Annotated in this window: 24 protein-coding genes and 1 tRNA gene; 13 read left to right on the top strand and 12 right to left on the bottom strand. The window is 71.3% G+C overall.

Annotated features, from left to right (window positions below; genetic code table 11):
• Positions 1–3: 3 nt before the first annotated feature.
• Positions 4–1128 (bottom strand): alpha/beta hydrolase, encoded by a 1125-nt coding sequence (locus BM028_RS07620; RefSeq protein ID WP_139219775.1) that lies wholly within the window; start codon positions 1126–1128, stop codon positions 4–6.
• A gap of 303 nt (positions 1129–1431) precedes the next feature.
• Here BM028_RS07620 and BM028_RS07615 point away from each other — a divergent pair, with 303 nt between their 5' ends.
• Both BM028_RS07615 and BM028_RS07610 read left to right on the top strand, forming a co-directional pair.
• On the top strand, positions 1432–2844 hold the full coding sequence (locus BM028_RS07615) for an APC family permease (protein ID WP_092385626.1): 1413 nt from the start codon (positions 1432–1434) through the stop codon (positions 2842–2844).
• 17 nt (positions 2845–2861) lie between these two features.
• Entirely contained in the window at positions 2862–4247 is a 1386-nt protein-coding gene (locus tag BM028_RS07610) for an NAD-dependent succinate-semialdehyde dehydrogenase (RefSeq protein WP_092385624.1), read from the top strand.
• A gap of 75 nt (positions 4248–4322) precedes the next feature.
• Here the strand turns inward: BM028_RS07610 and glgX are convergent, their stop codons facing one another.
• Positions 4323–6341 carry a glycogen debranching protein GlgX gene (glgX, locus tag BM028_RS07605; protein WP_092385622.1) on the bottom strand — a complete coding sequence of 673 codons (2019 nt, stop codon included), beginning with the start codon at positions 6339–6341 and terminating at the stop codon, positions 4323–4325.
• Between the two features lie 57 nt (positions 6342–6398).
• Complete coding sequence (locus tag BM028_RS07600; protein ID WP_092385620.1) at positions 6399–6698, bottom strand: hypothetical protein; 300 nt, start codon at positions 6696–6698, stop codon at positions 6399–6401.
• Positions 6699–6769: 71 nt separating this feature from the next.
• On the opposite strand from BM028_RS07600, the gene BM028_RS07595 reads away from it, so the two are divergent.
• Positions 6770–7222 carry a hypothetical protein gene (locus tag BM028_RS07595; protein WP_092385618.1) on the top strand — a complete coding sequence of 151 codons (453 nt, stop codon included), beginning with the start codon at positions 6770–6772 and terminating at the stop codon, positions 7220–7222.
• 120 nt (positions 7223–7342) lie between these two features.
• Here the strand turns inward: BM028_RS07595 and BM028_RS07590 are convergent, their stop codons facing one another.
• The gene (locus tag BM028_RS07590; protein WP_092385616.1) at positions 7343–8077 is read right to left on the bottom strand and encodes an SDR family NAD(P)-dependent oxidoreductase; all 735 of its coding nucleotides are present in this window, start codon (positions 8075–8077) and stop codon (positions 7343–7345) included.
• A gap of 77 nt (positions 8078–8154) precedes the next feature.
• Between BM028_RS07590 and BM028_RS07585 the strand changes: the two genes are divergently transcribed.
• Positions 8155–8733, top strand: a complete 579-nt coding sequence (locus BM028_RS07585) for a TetR/AcrR family transcriptional regulator (RefSeq protein ID WP_092385614.1) — start codon at positions 8155–8157, stop codon at positions 8731–8733.
• A gap of 31 nt (positions 8734–8764) precedes the next feature.
• Here BM028_RS07585 and BM028_RS07580 read toward each other — a convergent pair whose 3' ends face one another.
• From BM028_RS07580 to gabT, 6 genes are all read right to left on the bottom strand, one after another.
• Positions 8765–9619: a hypothetical protein gene (locus BM028_RS07580; RefSeq protein WP_092385612.1), complete on the bottom strand. Its 855-nt coding sequence runs from the start codon at positions 9617–9619 to the stop codon at positions 8765–8767.
• Positions 9620–9670: 51 nt separating this feature from the next.
• Complete coding sequence (locus BM028_RS18495; protein WP_175475652.1) at positions 9671–9823, bottom strand: hypothetical protein; 153 nt, start codon at positions 9821–9823, stop codon at positions 9671–9673.
• A gap of 52 nt (positions 9824–9875) precedes the next feature.
• On the bottom strand, positions 9876–10370 hold the full coding sequence (locus tag BM028_RS07575) for a GNAT family N-acetyltransferase (RefSeq protein WP_092385610.1): 495 nt from the start codon (positions 10368–10370) through the stop codon (positions 9876–9878).
• Positions 10371–10461: 91 nt separating this feature from the next.
• The gene (locus tag BM028_RS07570; RefSeq protein WP_092385608.1) at positions 10462–11832 is read right to left on the bottom strand and encodes a flavin monoamine oxidase family protein; all 1371 of its coding nucleotides are present in this window, start codon (positions 11830–11832) and stop codon (positions 10462–10464) included.
• Positions 11829–13346 carry an NAD-dependent succinate-semialdehyde dehydrogenase gene (locus BM028_RS07565; RefSeq protein WP_092385606.1) on the bottom strand — a complete coding sequence of 506 codons (1518 nt, stop codon included), beginning with the start codon at positions 13344–13346 and terminating at the stop codon, positions 11829–11831. Before BM028_RS07565 ends, BM028_RS07570 begins: the two co-directional genes overlap by 4 nt.
• Positions 13343–14707, bottom strand: coding sequence for a 4-aminobutyrate--2-oxoglutarate transaminase (gabT, locus tag BM028_RS07560; protein WP_092385604.1), 1365 nt, complete (start codon positions 14705–14707; stop codon positions 13343–13345). Before gabT ends, BM028_RS07565 begins: the two co-directional genes overlap by 4 nt.
• A 92-nt stretch (positions 14708–14799) precedes the next feature.
• On the opposite strand from gabT, the gene BM028_RS07555 reads away from it, so the two are divergent.
• Together BM028_RS07555 and BM028_RS07550 are read left to right on the top strand one after the other, a co-directional pair.
• Positions 14800–16332, top strand: a complete 1533-nt coding sequence (locus BM028_RS07555) for a PucR family transcriptional regulator (RefSeq protein WP_071302282.1) — start codon at positions 14800–14802, stop codon at positions 16330–16332.
• A 20-nt stretch (positions 16333–16352) separates the two neighbouring features.
• Positions 16353–16994, top strand: a complete 642-nt coding sequence (locus tag BM028_RS07550; protein ID WP_092385602.1) for a TetR/AcrR family transcriptional regulator — start codon at positions 16353–16355, stop codon at positions 16992–16994.
• Here the strand turns inward: BM028_RS07550 and BM028_RS07545 are convergent.
• Complete coding sequence (locus tag BM028_RS07545; protein WP_092385600.1) at positions 16960–17628, bottom strand: NUDIX domain-containing protein; 669 nt, start codon at positions 17626–17628, stop codon at positions 16960–16962. The genes BM028_RS07550 and BM028_RS07545 overlap by 35 nt on opposite strands.
• 86 nt (positions 17629–17714) lie before the next feature.
• Here BM028_RS07545 and BM028_RS07540 point away from each other — a divergent pair, with 86 nt between their 5' ends.
• A complete protein-coding gene (locus BM028_RS07540) occupies positions 17715–18155 on the top strand; it encodes a hypothetical protein (RefSeq protein ID WP_092385598.1) in 441 nt (146 codons plus the stop codon).
• A 56-nt stretch (positions 18156–18211) separates the two neighbouring features.
• Here the strand turns inward: BM028_RS07540 and BM028_RS07535 are convergent.
• A tRNA-Leu gene (locus BM028_RS07535) sits at positions 18212–18298 on the bottom strand.
• 86 nt (positions 18299–18384) lie between these two features.
• Between BM028_RS07535 and BM028_RS07530 the strand changes: the two genes are divergently transcribed.
• From BM028_RS07530 to BM028_RS07505, 6 genes are read left to right on the top strand one after another with little or no spacing between them, the layout of a single operon-like run.
• Complete coding sequence (locus BM028_RS07530) at positions 18385–19065, top strand: FhaA domain-containing protein (RefSeq protein ID WP_092385596.1); 681 nt, start codon at positions 18385–18387, stop codon at positions 19063–19065.
• Entirely contained in the window at positions 19062–19613 is a 552-nt protein-coding gene (locus tag BM028_RS07525; protein WP_070417452.1) for an FHA domain-containing protein FhaB/FipA, read from the top strand. Before BM028_RS07530 ends, BM028_RS07525 begins: the two co-directional genes overlap by 4 nt.
• 6 nt (positions 19614–19619) lie before the next feature.
• Entirely contained in the window at positions 19620–20972 is a 1353-nt protein-coding gene (locus tag BM028_RS07520; RefSeq protein ID WP_092385595.1) for a Stp1/IreP family PP2C-type Ser/Thr phosphatase, read from the top strand.
• Positions 20969–22405, top strand: coding sequence for an FtsW/RodA/SpoVE family cell cycle protein (locus tag BM028_RS07515; protein ID WP_070417454.1), 1437 nt, complete (start codon positions 20969–20971; stop codon positions 22403–22405). Before BM028_RS07520 ends, BM028_RS07515 begins: the two co-directional genes overlap by 4 nt.
• Complete coding sequence (locus BM028_RS07510) at positions 22402–23859, top strand: peptidoglycan D,D-transpeptidase FtsI family protein (RefSeq protein ID WP_092385593.1); 1458 nt, start codon at positions 22402–22404, stop codon at positions 23857–23859. The genes BM028_RS07515 and BM028_RS07510 overlap by 4 nt, the downstream gene beginning before the upstream one ends.
• A complete protein-coding gene (locus tag BM028_RS07505; protein ID WP_092385591.1) occupies positions 23856–25595 on the top strand; it encodes a protein kinase domain-containing protein in 1740 nt (579 codons plus the stop codon). Before BM028_RS07510 ends, BM028_RS07505 begins: the two co-directional genes overlap by 4 nt.
• Positions 25596–25620: the final 25 nt, after the last annotated feature.

The raw sequence follows: 25620 nt of genomic DNA, 5'->3' as shown, positions 1-25620 counted from the left end.
ACGTCAGGCCGCCGGTGCCCCGAGCCCCACCCGCGGCTGCAACCAGTCGAGCCCCGCGGCGAGCGCCGCCCGCGCCGTCACCCAGCTGTGCCGCCCACCCGGCACCACCCATGTGGCGACGTGCATTCCCGCTGCCCGCGCCCGCTCGGCCATCACGGGCATCACCGGCCCGTAGGTGGTGTCGAGGGCCCCGGCCGCGAAGAACGCGTTCGAGTCCCGGAACGGCGCACCGGCACGCAGCAGTGCCGCGGGCTGCGCAGCCGCCCACGCCGCCCGGTTCCCACCGAAGCCCTCGTCGATGGTCTTCCTCTCGCTGCCGAGCGTGGGCCCGTCCTCGCCGGAGACGTCGATGAGGTTGCCGAACCGCGAGGGGTCTCCCGCCCCGAGCTGGATCGCGCACGTCCCACCCTGCGAGAACCCGCCGATGGTCCACGCGGAGGCCGCGGTCTGCACCCGCAGATGGCTCGTCACCCACGCCGGGACGTCCTCGGTGAGGTAGGTCCGGCTGTTGCCGAGCGCCCCGTCGACGCACATCGGGTTCGCCGACCGCGGGCCGAGCTGGTCGGGGACGACCACGATCGGTGCGAGGCCGCGGTCGACGGTCGCGAGCGCGTCCATCGTCTGCTCGATCGCCCCGCCGGTCTGCACGTCCTCGGGACCGGCACCGCGGGACTGGCCGGACAGGAGCACGTCGACGGGCAGCGCCGGTGGGTCGGCGGTGAGCGCGGCCGGGGGCAGGTACAGCAGGGCCTGGCGTGCGACGAAGTGCGATCGCGTGGCCGGGATGGTCACCCGGAGCAGCCGCCCCTGCGTCGGCAGGTCGGCCGGAGCGGTCCACGTCCGCGCCAGGTCGACGCTCGCCGAAGCGGGAGTGGACCCGGGTGCCTCGGCAGCGGGGATCCCGCCGGCCGTGGTCGCGATCGGGGCGTGCGCGGAGGGGGGTGCGCTCGGCACGGTCGTCGCGCGGGCCGTGGAGGCGCGGCTCGGCTCCGCGACGACGGCCCGCCCGCCAGCGGCGGAGCCCGTCCCACCCGCACCGGTCGCGTGGGCGATGCCCCACCCACCGGCCGCGCCGAGCGCGAGGCCGACCACCAGCCCGGCGGCGATCAACCCTCGTGTCCGTGTCATCGGTCGTCCTCGTCCGTCGACGTCCGGCCCGGTGCCGGTCGTGCCGAGCCGATCGTAGGGAGCCGTGCCGGGAGTGCGCCCGCGGTTCCGGCACCGTGGCTGAGCATCTTCCCGGCCGGTCCCAGGCTCCGGTCGGCAAGCGACACCGCGTACATCCCTGCCTCGCATCGTGTACTCCGTGGCGGGTCCGACGCTGCCCGCGGCGTCGGTATCGTCAGCGGATCGGTCCACCCGATCAGGTCCGCGCACCGCCGCGCGGACCCCGGCCCCCGCAGCTCCGGTTGCGAGCAGGAGGAACTCCCCATGGCGTCACCGACCATCGTCACCGCCCCGCCCGGCACCGCGCGCGGTGGGTCCCTGAAGCGGAGTCTCGGGCTGTGGGCGATCGTCGGACTCGGCCTCGGGTACATGACGCCGACCGTGGTGTTCGACACCTTCGGCATCGTCTCCGGCGAGACGAACGGCGCCGTGCCGAGTGCGTACCTCATCGCCCTCGTGATCATGCTCCTGACGGCGATCAGCTACGGGAAGATGGTCCGCGTCTACCCGGCCGCGGGATCGGCCTACACGTACGTGCGGGAGTCGATCCACCCGAACGCCGGCTTCATGGTCGGCTGGGCGTCCCTGCTCGACTACCTGCTGCTCCCGATGGTGAACGCGCTCATCATCCGTCTGTACCTCGAGCAGGTCTTCCCGGCACTGCCCGCGTGGGTGACGGTGGTCGTCTACACGGTGTTCGTCACGACGGTGATCTGCCTGTCGATGCGTGGGACGTCGAACCTCAACATGGTCCTGCTCATCGGGGCGATCCTCGCGATGATCGCGTTCGTCGTCTTCGCCGTGATCGAACTCGTCGAGGGTGCCGGTGCCGGCACGGTGGTCAGCGCCGAGCCCTTCGTGCACGACGGCGTGACGATGTCGGCGCTCCTCACCGGGGCGACCGTCGTGTGCTTCTCGTTCATCGGGTTCGACGCGGTGACGATGTACACCGAGGAGGCGAAGAGCATCCGCATCATGCCGAAGGCGATCCTGCTGACCGTCCTCATCGGCGGGCTCATCTTCCTCGTCTCGGCGTACTTCGCCCAGCTCCGCTTCCCGACCAACGCCCCGTTCGGCGAGTTCACCGACGACCCGCTGCCCCAGATCGGGCTGCTCGTCGGCGGCAGGGTGTTCCAGGCGATCCTCGTCGCCGCCGGGTTCGTCGCCGCGCTCGCCTCGGGCTTGGCCTCGCACGCCAGCGTCGCCCGCATGCTGCTCGTGATGGGCCGCAACAACGTCCTGCCGAAGAAGGTCTTCGGCTACGTGAGCCCGAGGACCCGCACGCCCATCCCGAACGTCGTCATCGTCGGGGCGGTCACCCTGCTCGCGATGACGTTCTCGCTCGACACGATCTCGGCGTACATCAACTTCGGCGCCCTCATCGCGTTCACGTTCGTCAACCTCACGGTCATCGTGCACTTCGCCTGGCGCGAGGGCCGCCGGCACACCGCCCGTGACCGGTTCGCCTTCATCGTCCTCCCCGGGGTCGCGATGCTGCTGACCGGTGTTCTCTGGTCTCAGCTGCACGCCGACGCCCTCATCGCCGGCGGCGTCTGGGCCGCGATCGGCTTCGTGTACCTGCTGGTGATCACGAAGGGGTTCCGGATCCAGCCGAAGGGCTTCGACGAGAACCAGCCCGTCACCGGCGTCAACAAGCAGCTGACCGACCAGGTCTGAACCACACAGGAGACACGATGAACGACACGGCCACCGTCTACGCGGTCACCGACCCGGCCACCGGCCAGACCCTCGCCACGTTCCCGACGATCACCGACGACGAGCTCCGCGCGGCGATCGACACCGCCGACCGCACGCACGCCCAGTGGTCGCGCACGAGCACCGTCGCCGACCGCGCCGCGCTGCTGCACCGCGTCGCCGAGCTGTACCGGGAGCGTCGGGACGACCTCGCCGCCACGATCGTCCGCGAGATGGCGAAGCCGATCGACCAGGCCGTGGGCGAGGTCGACTTCTGCGCCGACATCTACGACTACTACGCGGACCACGCCGAGGAGTTCCTCGCCGACCAGCCGATCACCCTGGCGGACGGCAGCGAGGGCAGCGCGTTCATCCGGAAGTCCTCGATCGGCGTCCTGCTCGGCATCATGCCGTGGAACTTCCCCGCGTACCAGATCGCCCGGTTCGCCGGTCCGAACCTCGTCATCGGCAACACCGTCCTCCTCAAGCACGCCCCGCAGTGCCCGGAGTCCGCACTCGCGATCGAGCGGGTCTTCCACGACGCGGGCTTCCCCGAGGGCGCGTACACGAACGTCTTCGCCACGAACGACCAGGCGGCCGACGTCATCGCCGACCCGCGCGTCCAGGGCGTCTCCCTCACCGGCTCCGCACGCGCCGGTGCCGCCGTCGCGGAGATCGCCGGCCGCAACCTCACGAAGGTCGTCCTCGAGCTCGGCGGCTCGGACCCGTTCATCCTGCTGTCGACCGACGACCTCGACGCCGTGGTCGAATCAGCCGTCGCCACCCGCCTCGAGGGCAACGGCCAGGTCTGCAACGCCGCCAAGCGCTTCCTCGTCGCCGACCACCTGTACGACGACTTCCTGGCCAAGTTCACCGACGCGATGGCCGCGGTCTCGCCCACCGACCCGACCACGCCCGGTGCCGAACTCGGTCCGCTGTCCTCCCCCGCCGCTGCCGACCGGCTGCAGGAGCAGCTCGCGGCGGCCACCGCCCAGGGCGCCACCGTCGTCACCGGCGGCCAGCGTCAGGGCAACGCCTTCACCCCGACGGTCCTGACCGGCGTCACACCCGACAACGACGCCTACCGCGAGGAGTTCTTCGGCCCCGTCGCCGCCGTCTACCGGGTCGAGGACGAGGACGCCGCGATCACGATCGCGAACGACACCCCGTACGGCCTCGGCTCGTACCTCTTCACGACCGACGCCGAGCAGGCACTGCGCGTCGCCGATCGCATCGAGGCCGGGATGGTCTACGTGAACATCGTCGGCGCGGACAGCCCGGAGCTCCCCTTCGGCGGCGTCAAGGCGAGCGGCTTCGGCCGCGAGCTCGGCCCCCTCGGGGCCGACGAGTTCGTCAACAAGAAGCTGATCCGCATCGGCGGCTGACGCCCTGGACCCGGCCCACGGGCGGACGGGAGGCGCGGTGCCAGCCGGCACCGCGCCTCCCGTCCGCCCCCTGGTCTAGACCAAGGCCGTGAACGACGCGTCGCGCACCAGCACGGTCGACGCGTCGTCGCCGACGGCCTGGTCCGGGTCGCTCGACAGCCCGAGGGACCAGCGCCCGCCACCCGGCTTCTCCGGCAGGGTGAACTCGACGGTGGTCTCCGACGCGTTGAGCAGCACCGCCACGGTGTCGTCGCCCTGCTGCAGGACGAGCATGACCGCCCGGTTCCCGCCGTCCGCCCAGTCGGCGTCGTCGAACCCCTTCGCGTCGGCACGGAGCACGTCGACCGTGGACGCCGAGTCGCCCGGGGCCGTGCGGTACCACTCGGGACGCAGGGACACGTGGTCGCGGCGGAACGCGATCGCCTCGGTCGTGAAGGCCAGCAGGTCCCGGTCGGCCGCGGCCCAGTCGAACCACGAGATCTCGTCGTCCTGGCAGTAGGCGTTGTTGTTGCCGCCCTGCGACCGGGCGATCTCGTCGCCGCCGAGGATCATCGGCACGCCCGCCGACAGCAGCAGCGTGCCGAGGAAGTTGCGGCGCTGCCGGTTGCGGTAGTCGTTCACCACGCCGTCGTCGGTCGGGCCCTCGACGCCGCCGTTGAACGAGGTGTTGTCGCTCTCGCCGTCGTTGTTGTCCTCGCCGTTCGCCTCGTTGTGCTTCTCGGCGTACATCGTCAGGTCCGCCAGGGTGAAACCGTCGTGGGCGGTGACGAAGTCGACCGAGCACAGCGGGGAGCGCCGGGAGCCCTCGTAGACGTCCGGGCTGCCGAGCACGCGCTGCACGGCGTCACCGAGGGTGCCCGCGTCGCCGCGCCAGAACGCGCGCAGGTCGTCGCGGTACTTGCCGTTCCACTCCGACCAGTCCGCCGGGAAGCCGCCGACCTGGTAGCCGGCGGTGTCCCACGGCTCGGCGATCATCTTCACCTCGCGGAGCACCGGGTCCTGGTGGATGATGTCGAGGAACGCCGAGTGCTTCTCCGCCTCGCCGCCCTGACGGGTCAGCGTCGTCGCGAGATCGAAGCGGAAGCCGTCGACGTGCATCTCCTCGACCCAGTACCGGAGCGAGTCCATGACGAGGCCGAGCGCCGCGGGGTGCGACACGTTGAGGCTGTTGCCCGTGCCGGTCGTGTCGAAGTAGTTCGCCTCGTCGCCCTCGACCAGGCGGTAGTACGACTCGTTGTCGATGCCCTTGAACGAGAGCGTCGGGCCCATGTGGTTGCCCTCGGCCGTGTGGTTGTAGACGACGTCCATGATGACCTCGAGGCCGGCGGCGTGCAGGGCCTGCACCATCGCCTTGAACTCGGCGACCTGCTGGCCGGCGGTGCCGGAGGACGAGTACTCGTCGTGGGGGGCGAAGAACCCGATGCTGTTGTAGCCCCAGTAGTTGCGGAGGCCCTTGTCGGCGAGGGTCGAGTCCTGCACGAACTGGTGCGTCGGCAGCAGCTCGACGGCGGTCACCCCGAGGTCGGTGAGGTGCTTGATCGCCGCCGGGTGCGCGAGTCCGGCGTACGTGCCGCGGATCTCCTCGGGCACGTCGGGGTGCTGCTTCGTGAAGCCCTTGACGTGGACCTCGTACACGACGGTGTCGGCGAGGGCCGTGCGGGGGCGCGCATCGTCGCCCCAGTCGAAGTCGCGGTCGGCGACGACCGACTTCGGCATCGCAGCGGCCGAGTCGGTCTCGTCGATCTGCTCGGGGTGCTGCATGTCGTGGCCGAACAGTGCCTGGCCCCACTGGTACGTGCCGTCGACGGCGGTGGCGTACGGGTCGAGCAGCAGCTTCGCCGGGTTGTGGCGGAGGCCCTTCGCCGGGTCCCATGCGCTGTGGACGCGGAAGCCGTAGCGAGTCCCCACGGTCACGTCCGGGACGACGTCGTGGAAGGTGTAGCCGGTGCGGTTCGTGAGCTCGGTGCGGTGTTCGGTGCCGTCCTCGTCGAACCGGCAGAACTCGACGCGCTCGGCGGTGCTGGAGAAGAGAGCGACGTTCGCGCCGCCGTCGACGAGTGTCACGCCGAGCGGGGTGCGGGAAGAAGTGGTCATGTCGTCGTTCTACCGGTCGGCGACTGTGTCCCCGGCTCGCCGACGTACCCCTTCCGGTTACCGGGGGCTCGGCCCGAACTCGACGCCGACCTGGGCGCCGGACACGAGGTCGACCAGCATCACCACGACGGGGGCGAGGCTCAGCGCAGCGCCGAGCACCAGTACGACCCGGTCGGGCCGGCGACGGAACCACGGCGTCCCGAGCAGCGCGAGGAACACGAGCCCGAGGCCGGGGAACAGACCGTTGCTCGCGAGTTGCACGACGGCCACGAGCGCAAGCTGGAGGGCGTGCTGGCCCGCCGTCAGCAGGGTCGGCGCAGCAGGGCCGCTCCGGAGCGGGGTCGCGTTCGGGTCCACATCGCGATCGTAGTGCGAGCGGCACCGTCCACGCGTGGTGCGCAGCGCAACTCCGGTCCTAGGATCACCACGTGACCACCGGTGTCCCGCGCTCCCGCCCCGTCCTCGTGACCGCTGCCGTCGTGCTGTGGCTCGTGCTGTTCGCGTGCGACCTGGTCACACGGCTCATGGACCTGCCCGGAACGGTGTCGTCCGGTGGCCCCTGGGCCCTCGTGCCGGTCGCCATCGGCCTGGCGATCCTCGGCTGGTTCGTGTTCGGTGCACTGCGCGTCGGCCGTGGCTCCGGACGCGCGCGGTTCTGGATGGCGGCGCTCGGTGTGGTCGGAGCCATCGGCGCCCTCCTGCCGCCGTACGGACTCACCACCGCGAACGGCGTCCTGGGTGCCGTCGCCGCGTTCCTGCCGTACCTGCCCGCTGCTCGCGGGTACTTCCCGCCAAGCCAGCGCCCTGCTGCCCGGGTCGCGCAGCCGCGGGTGGTCGGTTGGGACCCGGACACCGGCGAGCCCATCCGCGCCGCCGACTGACGAGGGCGCGGACCAGACGCTGTCCTGCTCCGGGTCCTTCGTGGCAACTGGACGAAGCGCACGAGGACTGGAGGCGCGGTGCGAGCTGACACCGCGCCTCCCGTCCGTCAGGGGGTCGCGTCAGACCGCGATCCGGCCACCGTCCACCGGCAGGACCGCGCCGTGGACGAACGAGGCCGCGTCGGTGGCGAGGAAGACGATCGCCTCGGCGATCTCCCCGGCCGTGCCCGGCCGTCCGGCCGGACCGGCAGCGGCGAGCTGGTCGAGGCTCTCCCCCATGGCGGCCGTGCCCTCGGTGCGGGTCGGACCGGGGCTCACGGCGTTGACGCGGACGCCGGCGGGGCCGAACTCCGCCGCCCACGACTTCGTCAGCAGGACGAGCGCCGCCTTCGTCGATCCGTACAGGCCCATGCCGGCCGCACCGAACTCGGCGACCATCGTCGTGACGTTCACGATCGCGCCCGCACCGCGCTCTGCCATGCCCGGAGCGAGAGCAGCGACCAGGAAGTACGGCGCCTTCACGTTGACGTCGTAGACCTCGTCGAAACCTTCCGAGGTGGTGTCAGCCGTCGCGCCGAAGGGGAAGATGCCCGCGCTGTTGACGAGCACGTCGACCCGGCCGCCCCCGATCGCGAGTGCCGCCTCGGCGAGCTCCTTCGCGCTGGCGGCGTCACGCAGGTCCGCCCGGACGAAGTCGGCCGTGCCACCGGCCGCACGGATCCCCCGTACGACCTCATCACCTCGCTCGGCGTTCCGGCCGGAGACGACGACGTGCATCCCCTCCGCGGCGAGGCGTTCGGCGGTGGCGCGGCCGATGCCGCTGGTGGACCCGGTGACGAGGGCGGTGGTGGTCATGGTCGATGTCCTAACTGAACAGATCGGTTTGGTTGAATTGCTGGTAACTGTACAGATCAGTGCAGTAAAGTCAAACCATGTCCGACACATCGACCCCCCGAACCCGCCGCCGTCCCGCGTACGAGCGCGCGGTCGCCACGGCCGACCGGCTCTTCTACGAGCAGGGGATCCACGCGGTCGGGGTGGACCAGGTCGCTGCCGAGGCGGACATCTCGAAGGCGAGCCTCTACACGCACTTCCGGACGAAGGACGACCTCGTGCTCGGCTACCTGCAAGGACGGAGCCGGTCGTGGCAGGAGCACGTCGCCGACGAGCTGCCTGTGCGCGGGAGCACGCCGCGCTACCGCGTCCTGGCGGTGTTCGACCTGCTCGGGGAGTGGTTCGCCGCCCCGGGCTACCGGGGCTGCCCGTTCATCAACGTCGAGGCGGAGTACGGCGCCGGGCACCCCACGCACGAGGTGACGCTCGAGCACCGCACGTGGGTCCGGGGACTCTTCACGTCACTGCTCGCAGAGGCCGGCGCAGCCGATCCGGACGGCACGGCGCTGCAGCTCTGCCTGCTCTACGACGGCGCGATGGCGAGCGCGCAGGCTGACCCGTCGCGGCCCTGGGCAGCGGCGGCGCGGGCGGCTGCCGAACGGCTCGTCGGCGCCTGACCGGGCGGGATCAGCTGGACAGCACCCGGGGTCAGAGTCGACCCGGCACGAGACGCAGCCGCGGCGGCCGGAGCTGTGCCAGCGTGCTGTCGGCAGCGCACCGGTACCGGATGACGTCGTCGTCGATGGGGGCGGAAGCAGACTCGGCCGGAGCCCACAGCAGCTCGTCCCGGTCGTCCCGACCGCACGGCCGGACCGCTGGGCGCTCGAGGATCGCCGTCCAGACTTCGGAGACCCGCTCGGCGGCCCGACTGTCCAACACCACGCGGAAGCCTCCGGACTGCAGCGAATCCGTCCGCCCACGACGCCGGAGCCCGATCGGCACGTCGAAGGCCGGCCACCGGTCCGAGGCCGCGAGGTGCCGCAGCCAATCGTCCACCGGGAGCCGGTCGATCCACCGGAAGGCGATGGTCGAGTTCGCAGCGACCACGGCCTGGTGGCGGTCGACGCCGTCCACCAGGAACACCCCCTGGTTCCGCAACGGGAACCGCACCCGCCGACGACGAAGTGCGTGTGCGGTCGCCAGCACCTCACGCGATGAGTGGTTGACGAGGCGTCCCGAGACCACCACCTCGACGTGCAGGCGCTCGTCACGTGCTCGTCGCGGCGAGACGCCCTCGCCCGGAACGAGGCCGGGGTCCGTCTGGGCGCCGGGCTCCCAGACCTCCGTGTCGGTCGCCCACCGGTACGTGACCGCGTCGAGCACCATGTCGACGGTCGGTTGCCAGGAGCCGACCCACGCGGCGTGCCCGAGCTGGTTCTGCTGATCCGCCGCGCGCTTGGCCGCCCGACCCGCCCGCCATGCGACGACGGCGGACGCGACCGCCACCGGGACACTCACCGTCGCGGCCACCGCACTGATCGCCGCAGCGGTCGTCTCGTCCATGCCACGATCATCGCAGGGGCCGCCGACGCCGCGCGGGACGACCAGGGCGGACTACTGCGGGTCCGCCGGCTCGCCGCCCGAGTCGTGGTCGCTGTCCTGCTCCGGGTCCTTCGTGGCGTCGCCCGACGGCGAGCCGTCCGGCAGGTCCTCGGTGTACTGCCGCTCGGCGTCGGTGGGGTCGCTGGTTCCGCTGGTGTCGCTCATGTCCCGGACCGTACGCGCGCTGCGTCCGGTGTCCGTCCAGGACGGGCGTCGGTCAGCGGACGAGCCGCACGGTGGAGCCGATCGGGCCGAAGCTCGACGTAGCGCCGTCCGGCACGAATCCGTTCCGTCGGTAGAAGGCGTGGGCACGCGGGTTGTCCTCGGCGACCCACAGCGACGCCGGACGGTCACCGAGGACCGCGTCGAGGAGCGCTTGACCGCTGCCGTCGCCGTGGGCGCGCCCGAGCACGTACAGCATCGTGAGTTCCTCGGGTCGGACGGCGTCGGGCTCGGTCGTCGCCTCCACCGCGGCGAAGCCGACGATCCCGTCAGCGCCGTCGGCCACCACGGTCGCGAACGTCCCCTGGGCGAGGTTCGCGCGCCACATGTCGAGTCGCCGGCCGAGGTCGAACCACGGGTCGGTCTCCGGATCGTCCACGAACCGGCCGTAGGTCTCGCGCCACGATGTGGTGTGCACCCTGGCGATGCCCTCGGCGTCGGCGGTCGTCGCCGGGCGGATCACCACGGCCTCGTCGTGCGGGTCACCCATGGGACGACCGTACCGGCCGAACCCACACCGATGACGGACGGGAGGCGCGGTGCCAGCCCGCACCGCGCCTCCCGTCCGTCTCGGCGTGGGTCTACTGCACCGCCGGCTGCGGCAACGAGGCGAGGATCTCGGCCGCCGCTTCGCGGCCCATCCGCACCGCCCCGTCCACGTGCTGGTACCCGTGCCCGGCGAGGTCGCTCGACGCGAACCGGATCGGGCCGACGGCAGCACGCTGGTCGGCGCCGTACCGGACGAGCCCGCCCAGGTCGAAGCTCGCCGCGTAGGCGCCACGGGTCCACTCCTCGGTACCCCAGTCGCTCTCGTAGTAGACGACCGGTCGACGTGCCTCGTCGCCGTAGTAGTGCGCGAGCGAGTCGAGCACGCGGGCCTTGCGCTCCTCGGCGGAGAGGGCGAAGACGTCGTCGGCGTGCTGGTCGGACACGAACCCGACGAGCGTGCCCTGCTCCTGCCCGTACGAGGTGTTGTCGTACGCCTCGTGCACGAGCTCGTACGGGCTGAACGCGGTGCCGGACAGCCCGGCGCCGCGCCAGAACGGCCGGTCGTAGACGGCGTGCACCTTGATGACGAACCCCATCGACAGGTGCTGGTGCAGCTGGTGCTGGCGACGCGGCAGCGGCGGCTCGTACGAGATGCGGGAGTACAGGGGCGGCGGGACGGCCACGAGTGCCTGGCGGGCACGGACCTCGATGCCGCCGTCGGCGAGCGCTGTGACGCCCTCGTCGTCCCAGCGCAGGGTGCGCACCGGGGCGTTCAGGTGGACGTCCGCACCGAGCCGGGCGGCGAGCCGCTCGGACACGTGCTGCATGCCGCCGACGACGCGCTTGTCGAGGATGAAGTCGGCGTCGACGAGGTTCGAGAAGCTCCCGGCCGAGGCGGCCATGAGCAGGGCCTGCAGCGCCGAGAAGGCGTGCGCGGGCTTGGTCAGCATGGCGCCGGCGATGAAGAGCTCGACGTTGTCGGTCGCGACCCGGTCGTCGCTCAGCGTGTGCAGCCAGGCGCGGAACGAGGTCTCGTCGAGCGCGGCGGCGTGGGGCGCTTCCCAGGGGCGCGCCGGGTCGACCGTCGCCACGTACTCGTCGACGACGGCGACGAGCCGCTCGATCTCGGCGGCGGTGGCCTCCGGCAGCGGGAAGATGTCGCCGGTGTACTCGGTGCGGGTGCCGTGCTCGTCGATGTAGACGCTGGAGCCCTCGCGGTAGCGGTCGTACGTCTCGAGTCCGAGTTCGTCGAGGGTCTCGAGCAGGGCGGTCTGGTCCGGGGAGACCCACTGGCCGCCGATCTCGAGGGTGACGCCCTCGATGTCGTTCGTCCACGTGCGGCCACCGACGCGGTCGCGGGCCTCGAGCACGGCCACGCGCTTCCCCTCGGCGACGAGGCGGTTCGCGGCGATGAGGCCGGTGACCCCGGCGCCGATGACGACGACGTCCTTCTCGATGGTCATCGCTGCGCTCCCTTCGTGCGCCCGAACGGGTCGGGCGTCAGCGTGTACATGGTCTCGAGGTACTCGGCGATGCCCTCGCCGCCGCCCTCGCGTCCGAGGCCGGACTGCTTGACCCCGCCGAACGGTGCCGACGCGTTCGAGACGACACCGGTGTTGAGCCCCAGCATGCCCGTCTCGAGCCGTTCCGTGAGGCGCTGTCCGCGCGCGGGGTCCTCGGTGAACGCGTAGCCGACGAGCCCGTACTCGGTGTCGTTCGCCGCCGCGACGGCCTCGTCCTCGGTCGAGAACGTCCGGATCGCCAGGACGGGTCCGAAGATCTCGTCGCGGAGCAGGTCGCTGCCGGGCTGCACGTCGGTGATCACGGTGGGCGCGTAGAACGTGCCGGGGCCGTCGACGGGGTGGCCGCCGGTCCGGAGGGTCGCACCGCGGTCGAGGGCGTCGGTGACGAGCCGGTGCGCCTTGTCGACGGCGCGCTGGTCGATGAGCGGGCCGATGGCGACGCCGTCCTCGGTCCCGCGGCCGACCGACATGGCCGCGACGCGGTCGGTGAGCCGGCTGGCGAACTCCTCGACGACGTCCTCGTGCACGAGGAACCGGTTGGCCGCGGTGCACGCCTGCCCGGTGTTCCGGAACTTCGCGGCGAGCGCCCCCTCGACGGCGAGGTCGAGGTCCGCGTCGGCGAACACGAGGAACGGGGCGTTGCCGCCGAGCTCCATGCTCGTCCGCAGCACGTTCTGCGCCGCCTGGGCGAGGAGGGTCCGGCCCACCGGCGTCGATCCCGTGAACGAGAGCTTCCGGAGTCGCGGGTCGGCGATGATCGGCTCGGAAAGCGCACCGGCGTGCGTGGTCGGCACGACGTTGACGACCCCGGCCGGCACGCCCGCCTCGACCAGCAGATCGGCGAACAGCAGGGTGGTGAGCGGGGTGAGCTCGGCGGGCTTCACGACGACCGTGCACCCGGCGGCGAGCGCGGGGGCGATCTTGCGGGTGGCCATCGCGAGGGGGAAGTTCCACGGGGTGATGAGGAACGCCGGGCCGACGGGCTTGTGGCTGACGATCGCACGGCCGGTGCCCTCGGGGTTGGTGCCGTAGGAGCCGCCGATGCGGACGGCCTCCTCGGAGAACCAGCGGAGGAACTCACCGCCGTAGGTGACCTCGCCGTTCGCCTCGGCGAGCGGCTTCCCCATCTCCAGCGTCATGAGGAGGGCGAAGTCGGCGCGACGTTCCTGGAGCAGGTCGAAGGCGCGGCGCAGGACCTCGGCTCGCTCGCGCGGCGGGGTCGTCGCCCAGCCGTGCTTCGCCGCTTCGGCGGCGTCGAGGGCCGCGACACCGTCTTCGGGGGTTGCGTCGGCGATCTCGAGGAGCGTCTCACCGGTGGCGGGGTCGACGACGCCGAACGTGCCGCCGTCGGCCGCCGGTCGCCAGGTGCCGTCGACCAGGAGGCCCGTGGGGACCTTCGCGAGCAGCTCGCGTTCGGCGTCGGTGCGCTGGGTGGTCTGCTGGGTGTCGGTCATGCTGCTGCGAGTCCTTCCAGGACGATGTCGAGCCCCTCGTGGAGCAGGTCGTCGTCGATCGCGAGCGGGGGGAGGAAGCGGAGGACGTTGCCGTACGTCCCCGCGGTGAGGGCGATCACGCCGTGCTCGTACGCGTACCGTACGACCCGTCCGGTGAGCGCGGCGTCGGGTTCCCCGGTCGCCGGGTCGACGAGTTCGATCGCGATCATGGCGCCGCGGCCGCGGACGTCGCCGATGCGGGGGTCGGTCGCCTGTGCGGCGCGGAGTCGTCCGAGCAGCACGTCACCGATCTCGGCAGCGCGCTCGACCAGGCCGTCGTGCTCGAAGGCGTGGATCGCGGCGAGAGCTGCGGCGCACGCGACGGGGTTGCCGCCGTACGTGCCGCCGAGTCCGCCGACGTGGGCGGAGTCCATGATCTCGGCGCGCCCGGTGACGGCGGAGAGCGGCATCCCGCCGGCCATGCCCTTGGCGGTGGTGACGATGTCGGGGACGATGCCCTCGTGCTCGCTCGCGAACATGGCGCCGGTGCGGGCGAACCCGGTCTGCACCTCGTCGGCGATGAACACGACGTCGTTCGCGGTGGTCCACTCCGACAGCGCGGCGAGGAACCCGGGTGCCGGGACGACGAAGCCGCCCTCGCCCTGGATCGGCTCGACGAGCACCGCGGCGGTGTTCTCCGCGCCGACCTGCTTCTCGATCTGGCTGATCGCGCGCCTCGCCGCCTCGGCCCCGGACAGTCCGCCGTCGCGGAACGGGTACGACATCGGGACGCGGTACACCTCGGGCGCGAAGGGACCGAAGCCGTTCTTGTACGGCTGGTTCTTCGCGGTGAGCGCCATCGTGAGGTTCGTCCGACCGTGGTAGGCGTGGTCGAACACCACGATCGCCTGCCGACCGGTGTGCTTGCGGGCGATCTTCACCGCGTTCTCGACCGCCTCGGCGCCGGAGTTGAAGAGCGCGCTCCGCTTCTCGTGGTCGCCGGGGGTGAGCCGGTTGAGCGCCTCGGCGACCTCGACGTACCCGTCGTAGGCGGCGATGGTGAAGCAGGTGTGCGTGAACGCCTGGACCTGCTGCTGCACGGCGTCGACCACGCCCGGGTGCGCGTTGCCGACGCTCGTCACGGCGATCCCGGAGCCGAGGTCGACGAACGAGTTGCCGTCCGCATCGACGACCACGCCCCCACCGGCCGCGACGACGGCGATCGGCACCGCGACCCCGACGCCGGACGCCACGGCGGCGGCCTTGCGGTCGAAGAGCGCTCGGGAGCGGGGGCCCGGCACCTCCGTGACGAGCCGCCGTTCCTGGGGCAGCGAGGGGCCGCCCGCGGCGGCGCTGGTCGAGGGTGCGACGGTGGAGGACATGCCGCGATCGTAGGAGCCACTCCCCTGCGGTGCCGCTGTCCACCGTGTACACCGGAGGCCACCTCGGTCGACGCAGCGGATAGGGTGCACCCATGCCCGCGACCCTGCGCTCCCTGCTCCACCGCGCCGACCTGCGGCTCCGGCTCCTGACGGCCACCGACGCAGCCCTCGATGCGCCGCTGTCCTGGTTGCACAGCTCCGACCTCGAGGACCCGACGCCGTTCCTCGCCGACGGGCAGGGGCTGCTCACCACCGGTACGCAGTTCGGCGACGACACCGAGGTCACGGCGGCGGTCGCGGACGCCTACGTCGCCCGACTGCTGCGCCGGGGCGTCGTCGCGCTCGGCTTCGGGGACGAGGTCGTGCGCACCGGTACCCCGCCGCAGCTCGTCGACGCCTGCACGGAACAGGGACTCGCACTCTTCGAGGTCCCGTACGAGACCTCCTTCATCGCCGTCGCGCAGGCGAACGCGGACGCCGTCGCCCGTGACGCCAACGCCCGCAACGCCTGGGCCCTCGCCGCGCAGCGGGCCATCTCGCTCGCGGCCATGCGCCCCGACGGCCTCGGGGCGACCATCGCCGAGCTGTCCCGGCAGCTCGACGGGTGGGTCGGCCTCTTCGACGTCTCCGGGCGACTCGACCGCGGTCACCCGGCCGACGGTGTCCCCGCCGAGGACCTCGAGGTGCTCCGGACCGAGGCGCTCCGGCTCCTCCGAGCCGGCCAGCGGGCGAGCCTGCCCGTGACGACCGAGCACCGCACCGGGTTCTCGCTGCAGACCCTCGGCAGCGGCGGCCACCTCAGCGGCGTGCTCGCCATCGCGAACGGCGGCGCGCTCGACCGGGCTGGCCGCGAGGTCGTCACCGCCGTGATCGCCCTGGCCGGACTCGCACTGCAGCAGAACCGCGAACTCGCCCGTGCGCGCGGGCTCCTCCGCACCGGGCTCCTCACCATGCTGTCGGTGGGTGACCCCGCCGTCGTGGACACGACCTCGCGCGAGGTGTGGGGACCGCTGCCGGCCGAACCCGTCCGGATCGCCGCCGTCGACGTCCCCGACCAGGACCTCGACACCGTGGTCGACTGGCTCGAGCTGTGGGTGCAGGACCGCCCCGGCCGGCTCTTCTTCGCGGCGGACGACGAGCTGTTCCTCTGCGTCGGCGCGGAGGACACCGCGATCGTCGAGGAACTCGTGGACCGCTTCGACCTGCACGCCGGGCTCTCCGACGGCGCCTCGTACCGGTACTTCGGCCGTGCGCGGACCGAGGCGGTGCAGGCACTCGACCGCCGGCGCGAGGGGCGACCCGGCACCACCGAGTTCGGCGACCTCGCCCGCGAGGGGGTGCTCGCCCACCTCGCCCACGTGGACGTCGACGCCGGTGCCGTCGCCCGCGCGTTCCTCGCACCCCTGCTCGACCACGACCGGACGGCCGGCACCGAGCTGACCCGCACCGTGCGGACCTGGCTCGAGCAGAACTGCGAGTACGACCGCACCGCCCAGGCACTCGGCATCCACCGGCACACCGCCCGCGCGCGGGTCGAGCACGCGGGACGGCTGCTCGAACGGGACCTGTCGGCGTTCCCCACCCGCGCCGACCTCTGGGCGGCGTTCGTCGTCGAGGGCGCGTGAGGCGCGCCTAGGCTGGCGTCGTGCCGACCACTCCGACCCGCCGGCGCCTGAGCCCGGCCGAGCGGGAGGCCCAGATCGCCGACGCGGCCGTCGCCGTCGCCCGCGCCGAGGGCCTCGCCGCCGTGACCCTGCGCGGTGTGGCCGCTGCGATCGGCGTGGCGCCCTCGCTCGTGGCGCACTACCGCCCGGTGATGGAGGACCTCGTCGGCGACACCTTCCGCACCGTCGCGAGCGCCGAGGTGGCCGAGGTCCGCCGGATCGTGCACGAACGGTCCGACCCGACCGCACGCCTGGGGACCCTGCTGGCCTGCATCGCCGACCCCACCCGGGACGACGTCGCCGCGCTCTGGGCCGACGCGTGGAGCCTCGGCCGGACCAACGGTGCGCTCGCCACCGCCGCGCGTGACGCCATGGACGACTGGCAGGCGCTCGCGACCGGGGTGGTCCGCGACGGCGTCCGCGACGGGGTCATGCACACCGACGACCCGGACGCGGTCGGCCGGCTGCTGTTCGCGCTCGTGGACGCCACGAACGGGTACGCCCTCGTGGACTACCTCGACCGGCCGACGCGCGAGGGTCTCGTCCGCACGACGATCGCGCACGCCGTCGGGCTGGACGCCGCTGCCCTCAGCGCTGCAGGGCCACCCACTGCAGGAGCATGATCGTCTTGCCGTCGGCGATGCGCCCGTCCGCGACCATCGCCAGGGCCTCGTCCAACGGGAGCTCGAGCACCTCGATGTCCTCGCCCTCGTCCTCCAGCCCGCCGCCGGCGTGCACGAGGTCGTCGGGCGTGTAGGCACCGACGTACCCGTGCACGCGCTCGGTCACGGACCCGGGGCTCATGAACGCGTCGAACACCTTCCTGAGGGTGCCGAGCCGGATGCCGAGCTCCTCCGCCGCCTCGCGCCGCACGGCCGTCTCCGGGTCGTCCTCGTCGAGGAGCCCCGCCGCCGCCTCGACGAGCATCCCGTCCGGGTGGCCGTTGACGTAGGCGGGCCAGCGGAACTGCCGGGTGAGCAGCACGGTGTCGCGCTCGGGGTCGTGGGGCAGCACGGCAGCACCGTTGCCGCGGTCGTAGGTCTCGCGCTGCTGCCGGTCCCAACGACCGTCACGGCGCCGCACGTCGAGCGTCGTCCGGCGGAGCACGTGCCAGCCGTCCGAGACGACCTCGACGTCACGGACGACCACGTCCGGGTTGCGGTCGAGGTCGCGGCCGACGGCGTCGAGCCCGGTGCGACCGCGGGCGTCCGGGACGGTGGTACCGGGTCGGGGGTCGGTCGTGCGCGCGTCGTCCACGTCGTCACGCTAGCGTCCCGCCGGCGCGGGCAGGCCGCCGGTACGATCGTCACGCCGCACCAGGGAGCGGCGGGGACGGGGAGCACATGACGACGACGGACGACCTGCGACGTTCCCGACCGACCCCGCCACCGGTCGTCCGGACGGCGGTCGTCCTCTGGGCCGTCTGGCTGGTCGTCGGCGTCGTCTCCACCGTCGTCGTCTCGGCGTCCGGGTCGGGACTGACCGGGGTCGGCGGCGTCCTCGCACTCGTGCTGTCGTTCGTCGTCTGGGCCGCCGTCGCCGCTGCGACGATCCTGGTGCTCCGTGGCTCCGCGGTGGCCCGGATCGTGCTCGTGGCGATCGCCGCGCTCCGTGCCGTCCTGAGCATCACCGACGGGGGCCTGTCCACCGCGCTGATCCTGGTGTCGGTCGTCGCCGCGGTGCTGCTCTTCCTGCCCAGCGCACGCCCGTTCTTCCGGCGCACCGACGTGTCGGAGCCGAGCCGCGCCTCCAGGCCGACGGATCCCGACCACCCTCGGAACTGACGCCGCTGCGGAACGCAAGAGGCCCCCGGATCTCTCCGGGGGCCTCTTGCGTTGTCTGGTGCGCGAGGGGGGACTTGAACCCCCACGCCGTTTCCAGCACACGGACCTGAACCGTGCGCGTCTACCAATTCCGCCACTCGCGCCAGCCCGAGAACACTACCACGCACAGACGCTGCCAGACGCCAACCACTACCATGCAGAGGTCGACGACCGAGAACACTGGAGACCCATGGGCCTGTTGGACAGCTTCGAGCGAGGGCTGGAGCGCGCCGTGAACGGCGCGTTCGCGAAGACCTTCCGCTCCGGCGTGCAGCCCGTCGAGATCTCGAGCGCCCTCCGCCGCGAGCTCGACACCAAGGCAGCCGTCGTCTCCCGCGAACGCATCCTCGTGCCGAACGAGTTCACGGTGCGACTCGCGCCGCCGGACTACACGCGCATGAACGACATCGGTCGGCCGCTCGTCGACGAGCTCTCGCAGATGGTGCAGCAGCACGCGGTCGCGCAGAACTACTCCTTCTCCGGACCGGTCACGATCCGGCTGCAGCAGGACGGCACCCTCTCCACCGGGATCCTGCAGATCGACTCGACGACGGTGCAGCGCGACGTCGCCTGGGTCGCGGTGCTCGACATCGGCTCGCAGCGGCACAAGCTGCAGCGTGGTCGCACCGTGATCGGTCGCGGGACGGACGCCGACATCACCGTCGCCGACACGGGCACGAGCCGCAAGCACGTCGAGCTCATCTGGGACGGCAAGCACGCCCAGGCCAACGACCTCGGGTCGACGAACGGCTCGAAACTGAACGGTGAGCGCTTCCAGCAGGCCATCGTGGAGCCGGATTCCACGATCGAGATCGGTCGTACCCGTATGGTGTTCCGGGTGATACCCGAGAACGACGGAGGTACCAGGTGACCACAGGGCTGACCCTGCTCGTCCTGCGCTTCGCGTTCCTCGCGGTGCTCTGGCTGTTCGTGTTCGTGATCGTCTTCGCCCTGCGGAGCGATCTGTTCGGCCAACGCGTGCGCACGATCCCCACCGATCCGAAGGCCGGTGCGTCGGGTCCGACGACCCCCGCGGTGCCGGCAGCAGCGGCTCCGGCCGCCGCGTCGGCCGGTGCCTTCACGGACCTCATCGGTCAAGCGACGGGGGCGCAGCAGTCCGCCACGCCGGCTGCGACCCGCCTCGTGATCACCGAGGGCTCGCGCGAGGGCATGGAGATGCCGCTCGGTGGCGGCCCGATCACGATCGGCCGGTCGAGCGAGTCCAACGTCGTCATCCGCGACGACTACACGTCCACCAACCACGCCCGCCTCGACCTCCGGGCCGACGGCTGGCTCCTCACCGACCTCGAGTCCACGAACGGCACGTTCGTCAACGGTCAGAAGGTGACCGTTCCCGTGATCATCGCGGAGCGGACGCCGATCACGATCGGGACGACGACGTTCGAGCTGCGGCGGTAACCCGGGATGACCGCTCGCACGCTGAGCGCCGCTGTGTCCCACGTCGGACGCATCCGCGCGAACAACCAGGACTCCGGCTACGCCGGACAGCACCTGTTCGCGGTGGCCGACGGCATGGGCGGGCACGCGGGCGGTGACGTCGCCTCGGCGATCGCGATCCGCCGCATCAGGGAGGTCGACCGCGAGTTCCCGTCGGCGCACGACGCCGAGTTCGCACTGCAGTCGTCGCTGATCGCAGCGAACCAGCTCATCACCGAGACGGTGTTCGAGCACCAGGAGCTCACCGGCATGGGCACCACGGTGTCCGCGATGATCCGGGTCGGCGAACAGATCGCCATCGCGCACATCGGCGACTCGCGCATCTACCGGCACCGCGACGGCGAGCTCCAGCAGATCACGTCCGACCACACCTTCGTGCAGCGGCTCGTGGACAGCGGCCGGATCACGCCTGAAGAGGCCGCGGTGCACCCGCGACGCTCCGTCCTCATGCGGGTGCTCGGCGACGTCGACGCCGCGCCGGAGGTCGACACCGCGATCATGGACATCCAGCCGGGCGACCGCTGGCTGCTCTGCTCCGACGGTCTCTCGTCCTACCTGGCCGAAGAGCGCATCCGGCACGCGCTCGCGTCGAACATGGACGCGAACCAGGTCACGCAGCGCCTCGTGAAGGAGACGCTCGACCACGGCGCGCCCGACAACGTGACGGTCGTCGTGATGGACGTCACCGACACCGAGCCCGATGACGACGACGACGCGGCCACCACGGTCGGGTCCGCGGCGGCACCGCTCACGTTCGAGGCGTCGACCGGCCGCAAGCCGATCCGCCTCCCCACGATCCTGCTCCACCCGCTCAAGGTCACGACCGCCCCCGAGGACTCGCACTTCGAGCCCGAGTCCGACCAGTTCTTCGCCGAGCTCATCGCCGAGGACCGCCGTCGCCGGATCCGCCGTCGTGTCTCGTGGACCATCGCCCTCGTCGTGGCCGTCGCCGCACTCGTCGGCGCCGTCTTCCTCGGCTGGCGGATCATCCAGGACCACTACTACGTCGGGACCGACCGCGGCACCGTCGCGATCTACAAGGGCGTGCAGCAGTCGATCGGGCCGATCGCGCTGTCCGACGTGTACGAGGACACCGACATCTCGGTGTCCGGGCTGCCGGAGTACACCCGCGAGAACGTCCGCTCGACGATCAACGCGCAGTCGCTCGACGACGCCCGTGACATCGTCGACCGGCTGCGGAAGGCCGCCGAGACCGGTCAGGACCAGGCGGGCACCGGCGGAGACGGCGGATCACCGTCCCCGACGCCCTCCTCGTCCCCGACGAAGTCGCCGTCGCCGTCACCAGGGGCGAAGCGATGAGCAGCGCCACCGCCCAGTCCTTCACGCAGGCGATCACGATCAAGCTGCGGGAGCCCGCCCGCGCCCGCAACCTCGAGCTCGTGCTGCTCGTCATCGCGTGCGGCATCTGCGCCGGCGCGATGGTCCTCGTGCAGCTCGGCACGAAGGGCAAGCTGTTCGACACCTCGGTGCTCTGGGTCGGCGCCGGCATCCTCGGGCTCGCGCTCGTGATGCACGTCGTGCTGCGCATCGTCGCGAAGAACGCCGACCCGTTCATCCTGCCGGTCGCACTCGTGCTGAACGGCATCGGGATCGCCGAGATCTACCGCATCGACGTCCACAACGGCCTGACCGGCTGGGGCGCGATCGGCGTGAAGCAGATCGTCTGGACGATGCTCGCGATGGTCCTGGCGATCATCACGGTTTCGGTCGTCCGGAACCACCGGTTCCTGCAGCGGTACCGCTACATCTTCATGTTCCTGACGATCGCGCTGCTGCTGCTGCCGATGCTGCCGGGCATCGGACTCAACGTGAACGGCGCGCGGGTCTGGATCAAGCTCGGCTCGTTCACTTTCCAGCCGGGCGAGCTCGCCAAGATCACGATGGCGCTGTTCTTCGCCGGCTACCTCGTCACCGCACGGGACTCACTGTCGATCGTCGGCCGGAAGTTCCTCGGCATGACGTTCCCGCGGGCGCGCGACCTCGGGCCGATCCTCGTGATGTGGGCCGCGGCCATGGGCGTCCTGGTGTTCCAGCGCGACCTCGGCACCGCACTGCTCTACTTCGGCCTGTTCCTCGTGATGATCTACGTCGCGACGGCGCGGCTGAGCTGGGTCCTCATCGGGCTGGTGCTGTTCGTCGGCGGCGCGCTCGTCGCCCAGTCCGTGCTCGTCTACGTGCACGGCCGGTTCGAGCAGTGGCTCGACCCGTTCAACCAGGAGATCTTCACCCGGCAGACCCAGGGCAGCTACCAGCTCGTGCAGGGCCTGTTCGGCTTCGCGAACGGCGGGATCACGGGCACCGGTCTCGGCCAGGGGCGTCCGTACATCACCCCGGTCGCCAACGCGGACTACATCATCGCGTCGCTGGGTGAGGAACTCGGCCTGATCGGCGTCTTCGCGATCCTCGCCCTGTTCATCATCCTGGCGTCCCGTGGCCTCCGCGTCGGGTTCATGGCGCAGGACGACTTCGGCAAGCTGCTCGGCGTGGGCTTCGGCTTCATCATCGCCCTGCAGGTGTTCGTCGTCGTCGGCGGCATCACCCGGGTCATCCCGGTCACCGGCCTCACGACGCCGTTCATGGCGGCCGGTGGTTCGTCCCTCGTCGCCAACTGGATCATCGCCGCGATGCTGCTGCGCCTGACCGATGCAATCCCCGCCGAACAGCGCGTGCAGCAGGGTGCGATCCCGGCTGCTCGTGGTCGCGGGACGACCAGGAAGGAGCGCAGCCGGTGAACCGACAGCTCCGCGGTGTCTCGACCGTCATCGTGCTCATGTTCGTCGCACTCTTCGTGTCGACGACCTCCATCCAGTTCTTCTCGGCCGACTCCCTCCGCGCGGACTCGCGGAACTCCCGGACGATCCTCGCCAGCTACTCCACGAAGCGCGGCGCGATCCTCGTCAACGGCAGTCCCATCGCGGAGTCGACCCCGGTGGACGACCAGTACCAGTACCAGCGGAAGTACACGAACGGCGACCTGTACTCGGCCGTCACCGGGTACTTCACGATCGGCCAGGGCAACTCCGGCATCGAGGGCGCCGAGAACACCGTGCTCTCCGGCAACTCCGACGCCTCGTTCTTCCAGAACCTCAACGCGATCCTGACCGGCCAGGACGTCCAGGGCGACAACGTCAACCTGACGATCGACCCCGACGTCCAGAAGGCCGCGTACGACGCACTGGGCGACAACACCGGCGCCGTCGTCGCGATCCAGCCGAAGACCGGCAAGATCCTCGCGATGGTGTCGAAGCAGAGCTACGACCCGAACACGCTGACGTCGCACGACACGCAGAACGTCATCGACCAGTACAAGGCGCTCGAGTCGAACGCCGCGCAGCCCCTGCAGAACCGGGCCATCGGCGGCGACCTGTACACGCCCGGGTCGGTCTTCAAGCTCGTCGTGGCGTCCGCGGCGCTCGAGGGCGGCAAGTACAACCTCGACTCCGAGTTCCCGAACCCGTCGCGGCTGCAGCTGCCCGGCACGAGCACGTACATCAACAACGCCGAGGGCGGCTCGTGCGGCGGCGGCGACAAGGTCAAGCTGCGCACGGCGATCCAGTACTCGTGCAACATCCCCTTCGCGGAGCTCGGCCAGAAGCTCGGCTACGACGCGATCAAGAGCATGGCGGACAAGTACGGCTTCGGCGACGCGATCGAGGTCCCGATGCGCGCCACCGCCAGCCAGTACCCCGACGTCAGCGACGACACCGCGCAGCTCATGCTGAGCTCGTTCGGCCAGGCCAGCGTCCGGGTGTCCCCGCTGCAGATGGCCATGGTCTCCGCCGGCATCGCGAACGGCGGCAAGGTCATGCAGCCCTCGCTCGTCGACTCGATCACGACGAGCGACCTGAAGACCGTCGAGTCCTTCTCCCCGAAGCAGTACAGCGACCCGCTCTCGGCCTCCGAATCGAGTGACCTCACCGAGGCCATGCAGAGCGTCGTCAGCTCGGGGACCGGCACCAATGCCAAGATCGACGGTGTCGACGTCGCAGGGAAGACGGGCACGGCCGAAGGCGGCACGGGCGATCCCTACACACTCTGGTTCACGGGCTTCGCCCCGGCGAAGGACCCGGAGGTGGCCGTCGCGGTCGTCGTCGGGAACGGCGGCGGACTCGGGCAGTCCGGAGTCGGCAACACGGTCGCGGCCCCGGTCGCGAAGAAAGTCATGGAGGCGGTGCTGAACAAATGAGACCCACCAGCGGACTCACCTTCGGTGGGCGGTACCAACTCTCGTCCCGCGTCGCCATCGGCGGCATGGGAGAGGTGTGGCAGGCCACCGACCTCGTCATCGGCCGGACCGTCGCACTCAAGATCCTCAAGGACGAGTACCTCGGCGACCCGGGCTTCCTCGAGCGCTTCCGCGCCGAGGCCCGTCACGCTGCGCTCGTCAACCACGAGGGCATCGCCAACGTGTTCGACTACGGCGAGGAGGACGGCAGCGCCTACCTCGTGATGGAGCTCGTCCCCGGCGAGGCACTCTCGACCATGATCGAGCGGGAGCACACGCTGCCGGTCGACAAGGTCCTCGACATCGTCGCGCAGACCGCGAACGCCCTGCAGGCCGCGCACGCCGTCGGGCTCGTGCACCGCGACATCAAGCCGGGCAACCTGCTCATCACGCCGGACGGCCGCGTCAAGATCACCGACTTCGGCATCGCGCGCATCGCCGACCAGGTGCCGCTCACCGCGACCGGACAGGTCATGGGCACCGTCCAGTACCTCTCGCCGGAGCAGGCGAGCGGGCACCCGGCGTCGCCGTCGACCGACATCTACTCGCTCGGCATCGTCGCGTACGAGTGCCTGGCGGGCCGTCGTCCCTTCACGGGCGAGTCGCAGGTCGCGATCGCCATGGCGCACATCAACGAGCAGCCGCCGGCGCTCCCGGGGGACATCCCGGAGCCGGTCTCCGCCCTCGTGATGTCGTGCATCGCCAAGAAGCCGGCCGACCGTCCGGCGACGGCGGCGAACCTGGCCCGTGCGGCGCAGGCGCTCCGCCGCGGGGACGTCGCGGCCGCCACCGTCGCCGTCCCGGCCATCGCCGCCGGCGGCACCGTGGCGTTCAACCCGCCGCAGACACCGGGGAACGACGCTGCGACAGCGCTCATCGGCACCCAGGCCGGTGCGGTCACGGGCGGTCCGGGCACCCCGGGCTCGCCGGTCGACGGCGAGGACGAGGAACCGAAGAAGAAGCGCGCCTGGATCTGGTGGGTCGTGGGCATCGTCGCAGTGCTCATCATCGCCGGTGTCGTCGGCGCGTTCGCCCTGAACAGCAACGGTCAGCCGGAGCCGACGAAGTCCGCGACGACGCGCAGCGCGACGCCGAAGCCGTCCAACACCCCGACGCCGTCTCCGACCGAGACCCGCGTGACCGTGAACTCGGCGGACTTCGTCGGGCTGTCGGTCGCGGACGCGCAGGCCAAGCTCGAGGCGCTGAACCTCACCTCCCGCGTCGAGGACGGCGACCCCGCTCCGAAGCCCGAGCAGGCGAACACCGTCCAGTCGATCAGCCCCACCGGCAGCCTGGCGCCCGGCTCGCTCGTCGTGCTGCAGCAGTACACGGCGCAGCCGACGGTCAACCAGCCGAACTCGGCGTCCCCGGGTGCGGTGTCCGCCGACGGCGTGGTGACCTTCAGCTGGGCGGCGGCGACGTGCCCGACCGGGTACACCGTGTCGTCGTACGCGTACACGATCACCGGCGGCAAGGACGCCTCGAGCCAGACCTCGGGCACGCTCGACGCCGACCACCGATCGGTCACCGTGCAGATCGACAAGATCGACACCTCGGCCTCGCTGAGCTACACCGTGACGTGCGGCAACCTCGCGGCGTCGGCGGCGTCCGAGGCCGCGTCGAGCGACGCCTGGCAGGAGACGCCCGACCAAACTCCTGAGCCGGGCAGCACCGAAACCCCGCAAGACCCGCTGTGATCCACCCCCGGACGGGGGCTCGCGA

This window comes from Curtobacterium sp. YR515 (assembly GCF_900113095.1).
In the GTDB taxonomy this organism is placed as follows: domain Bacteria; phylum Actinomycetota; class Actinomycetes; order Actinomycetales; family Microbacteriaceae; genus Curtobacterium.
The sequence above is the reverse complement of the archived record's forward strand: the minus strand, read 5'-3'. Positions and strand labels throughout refer to the sequence as shown.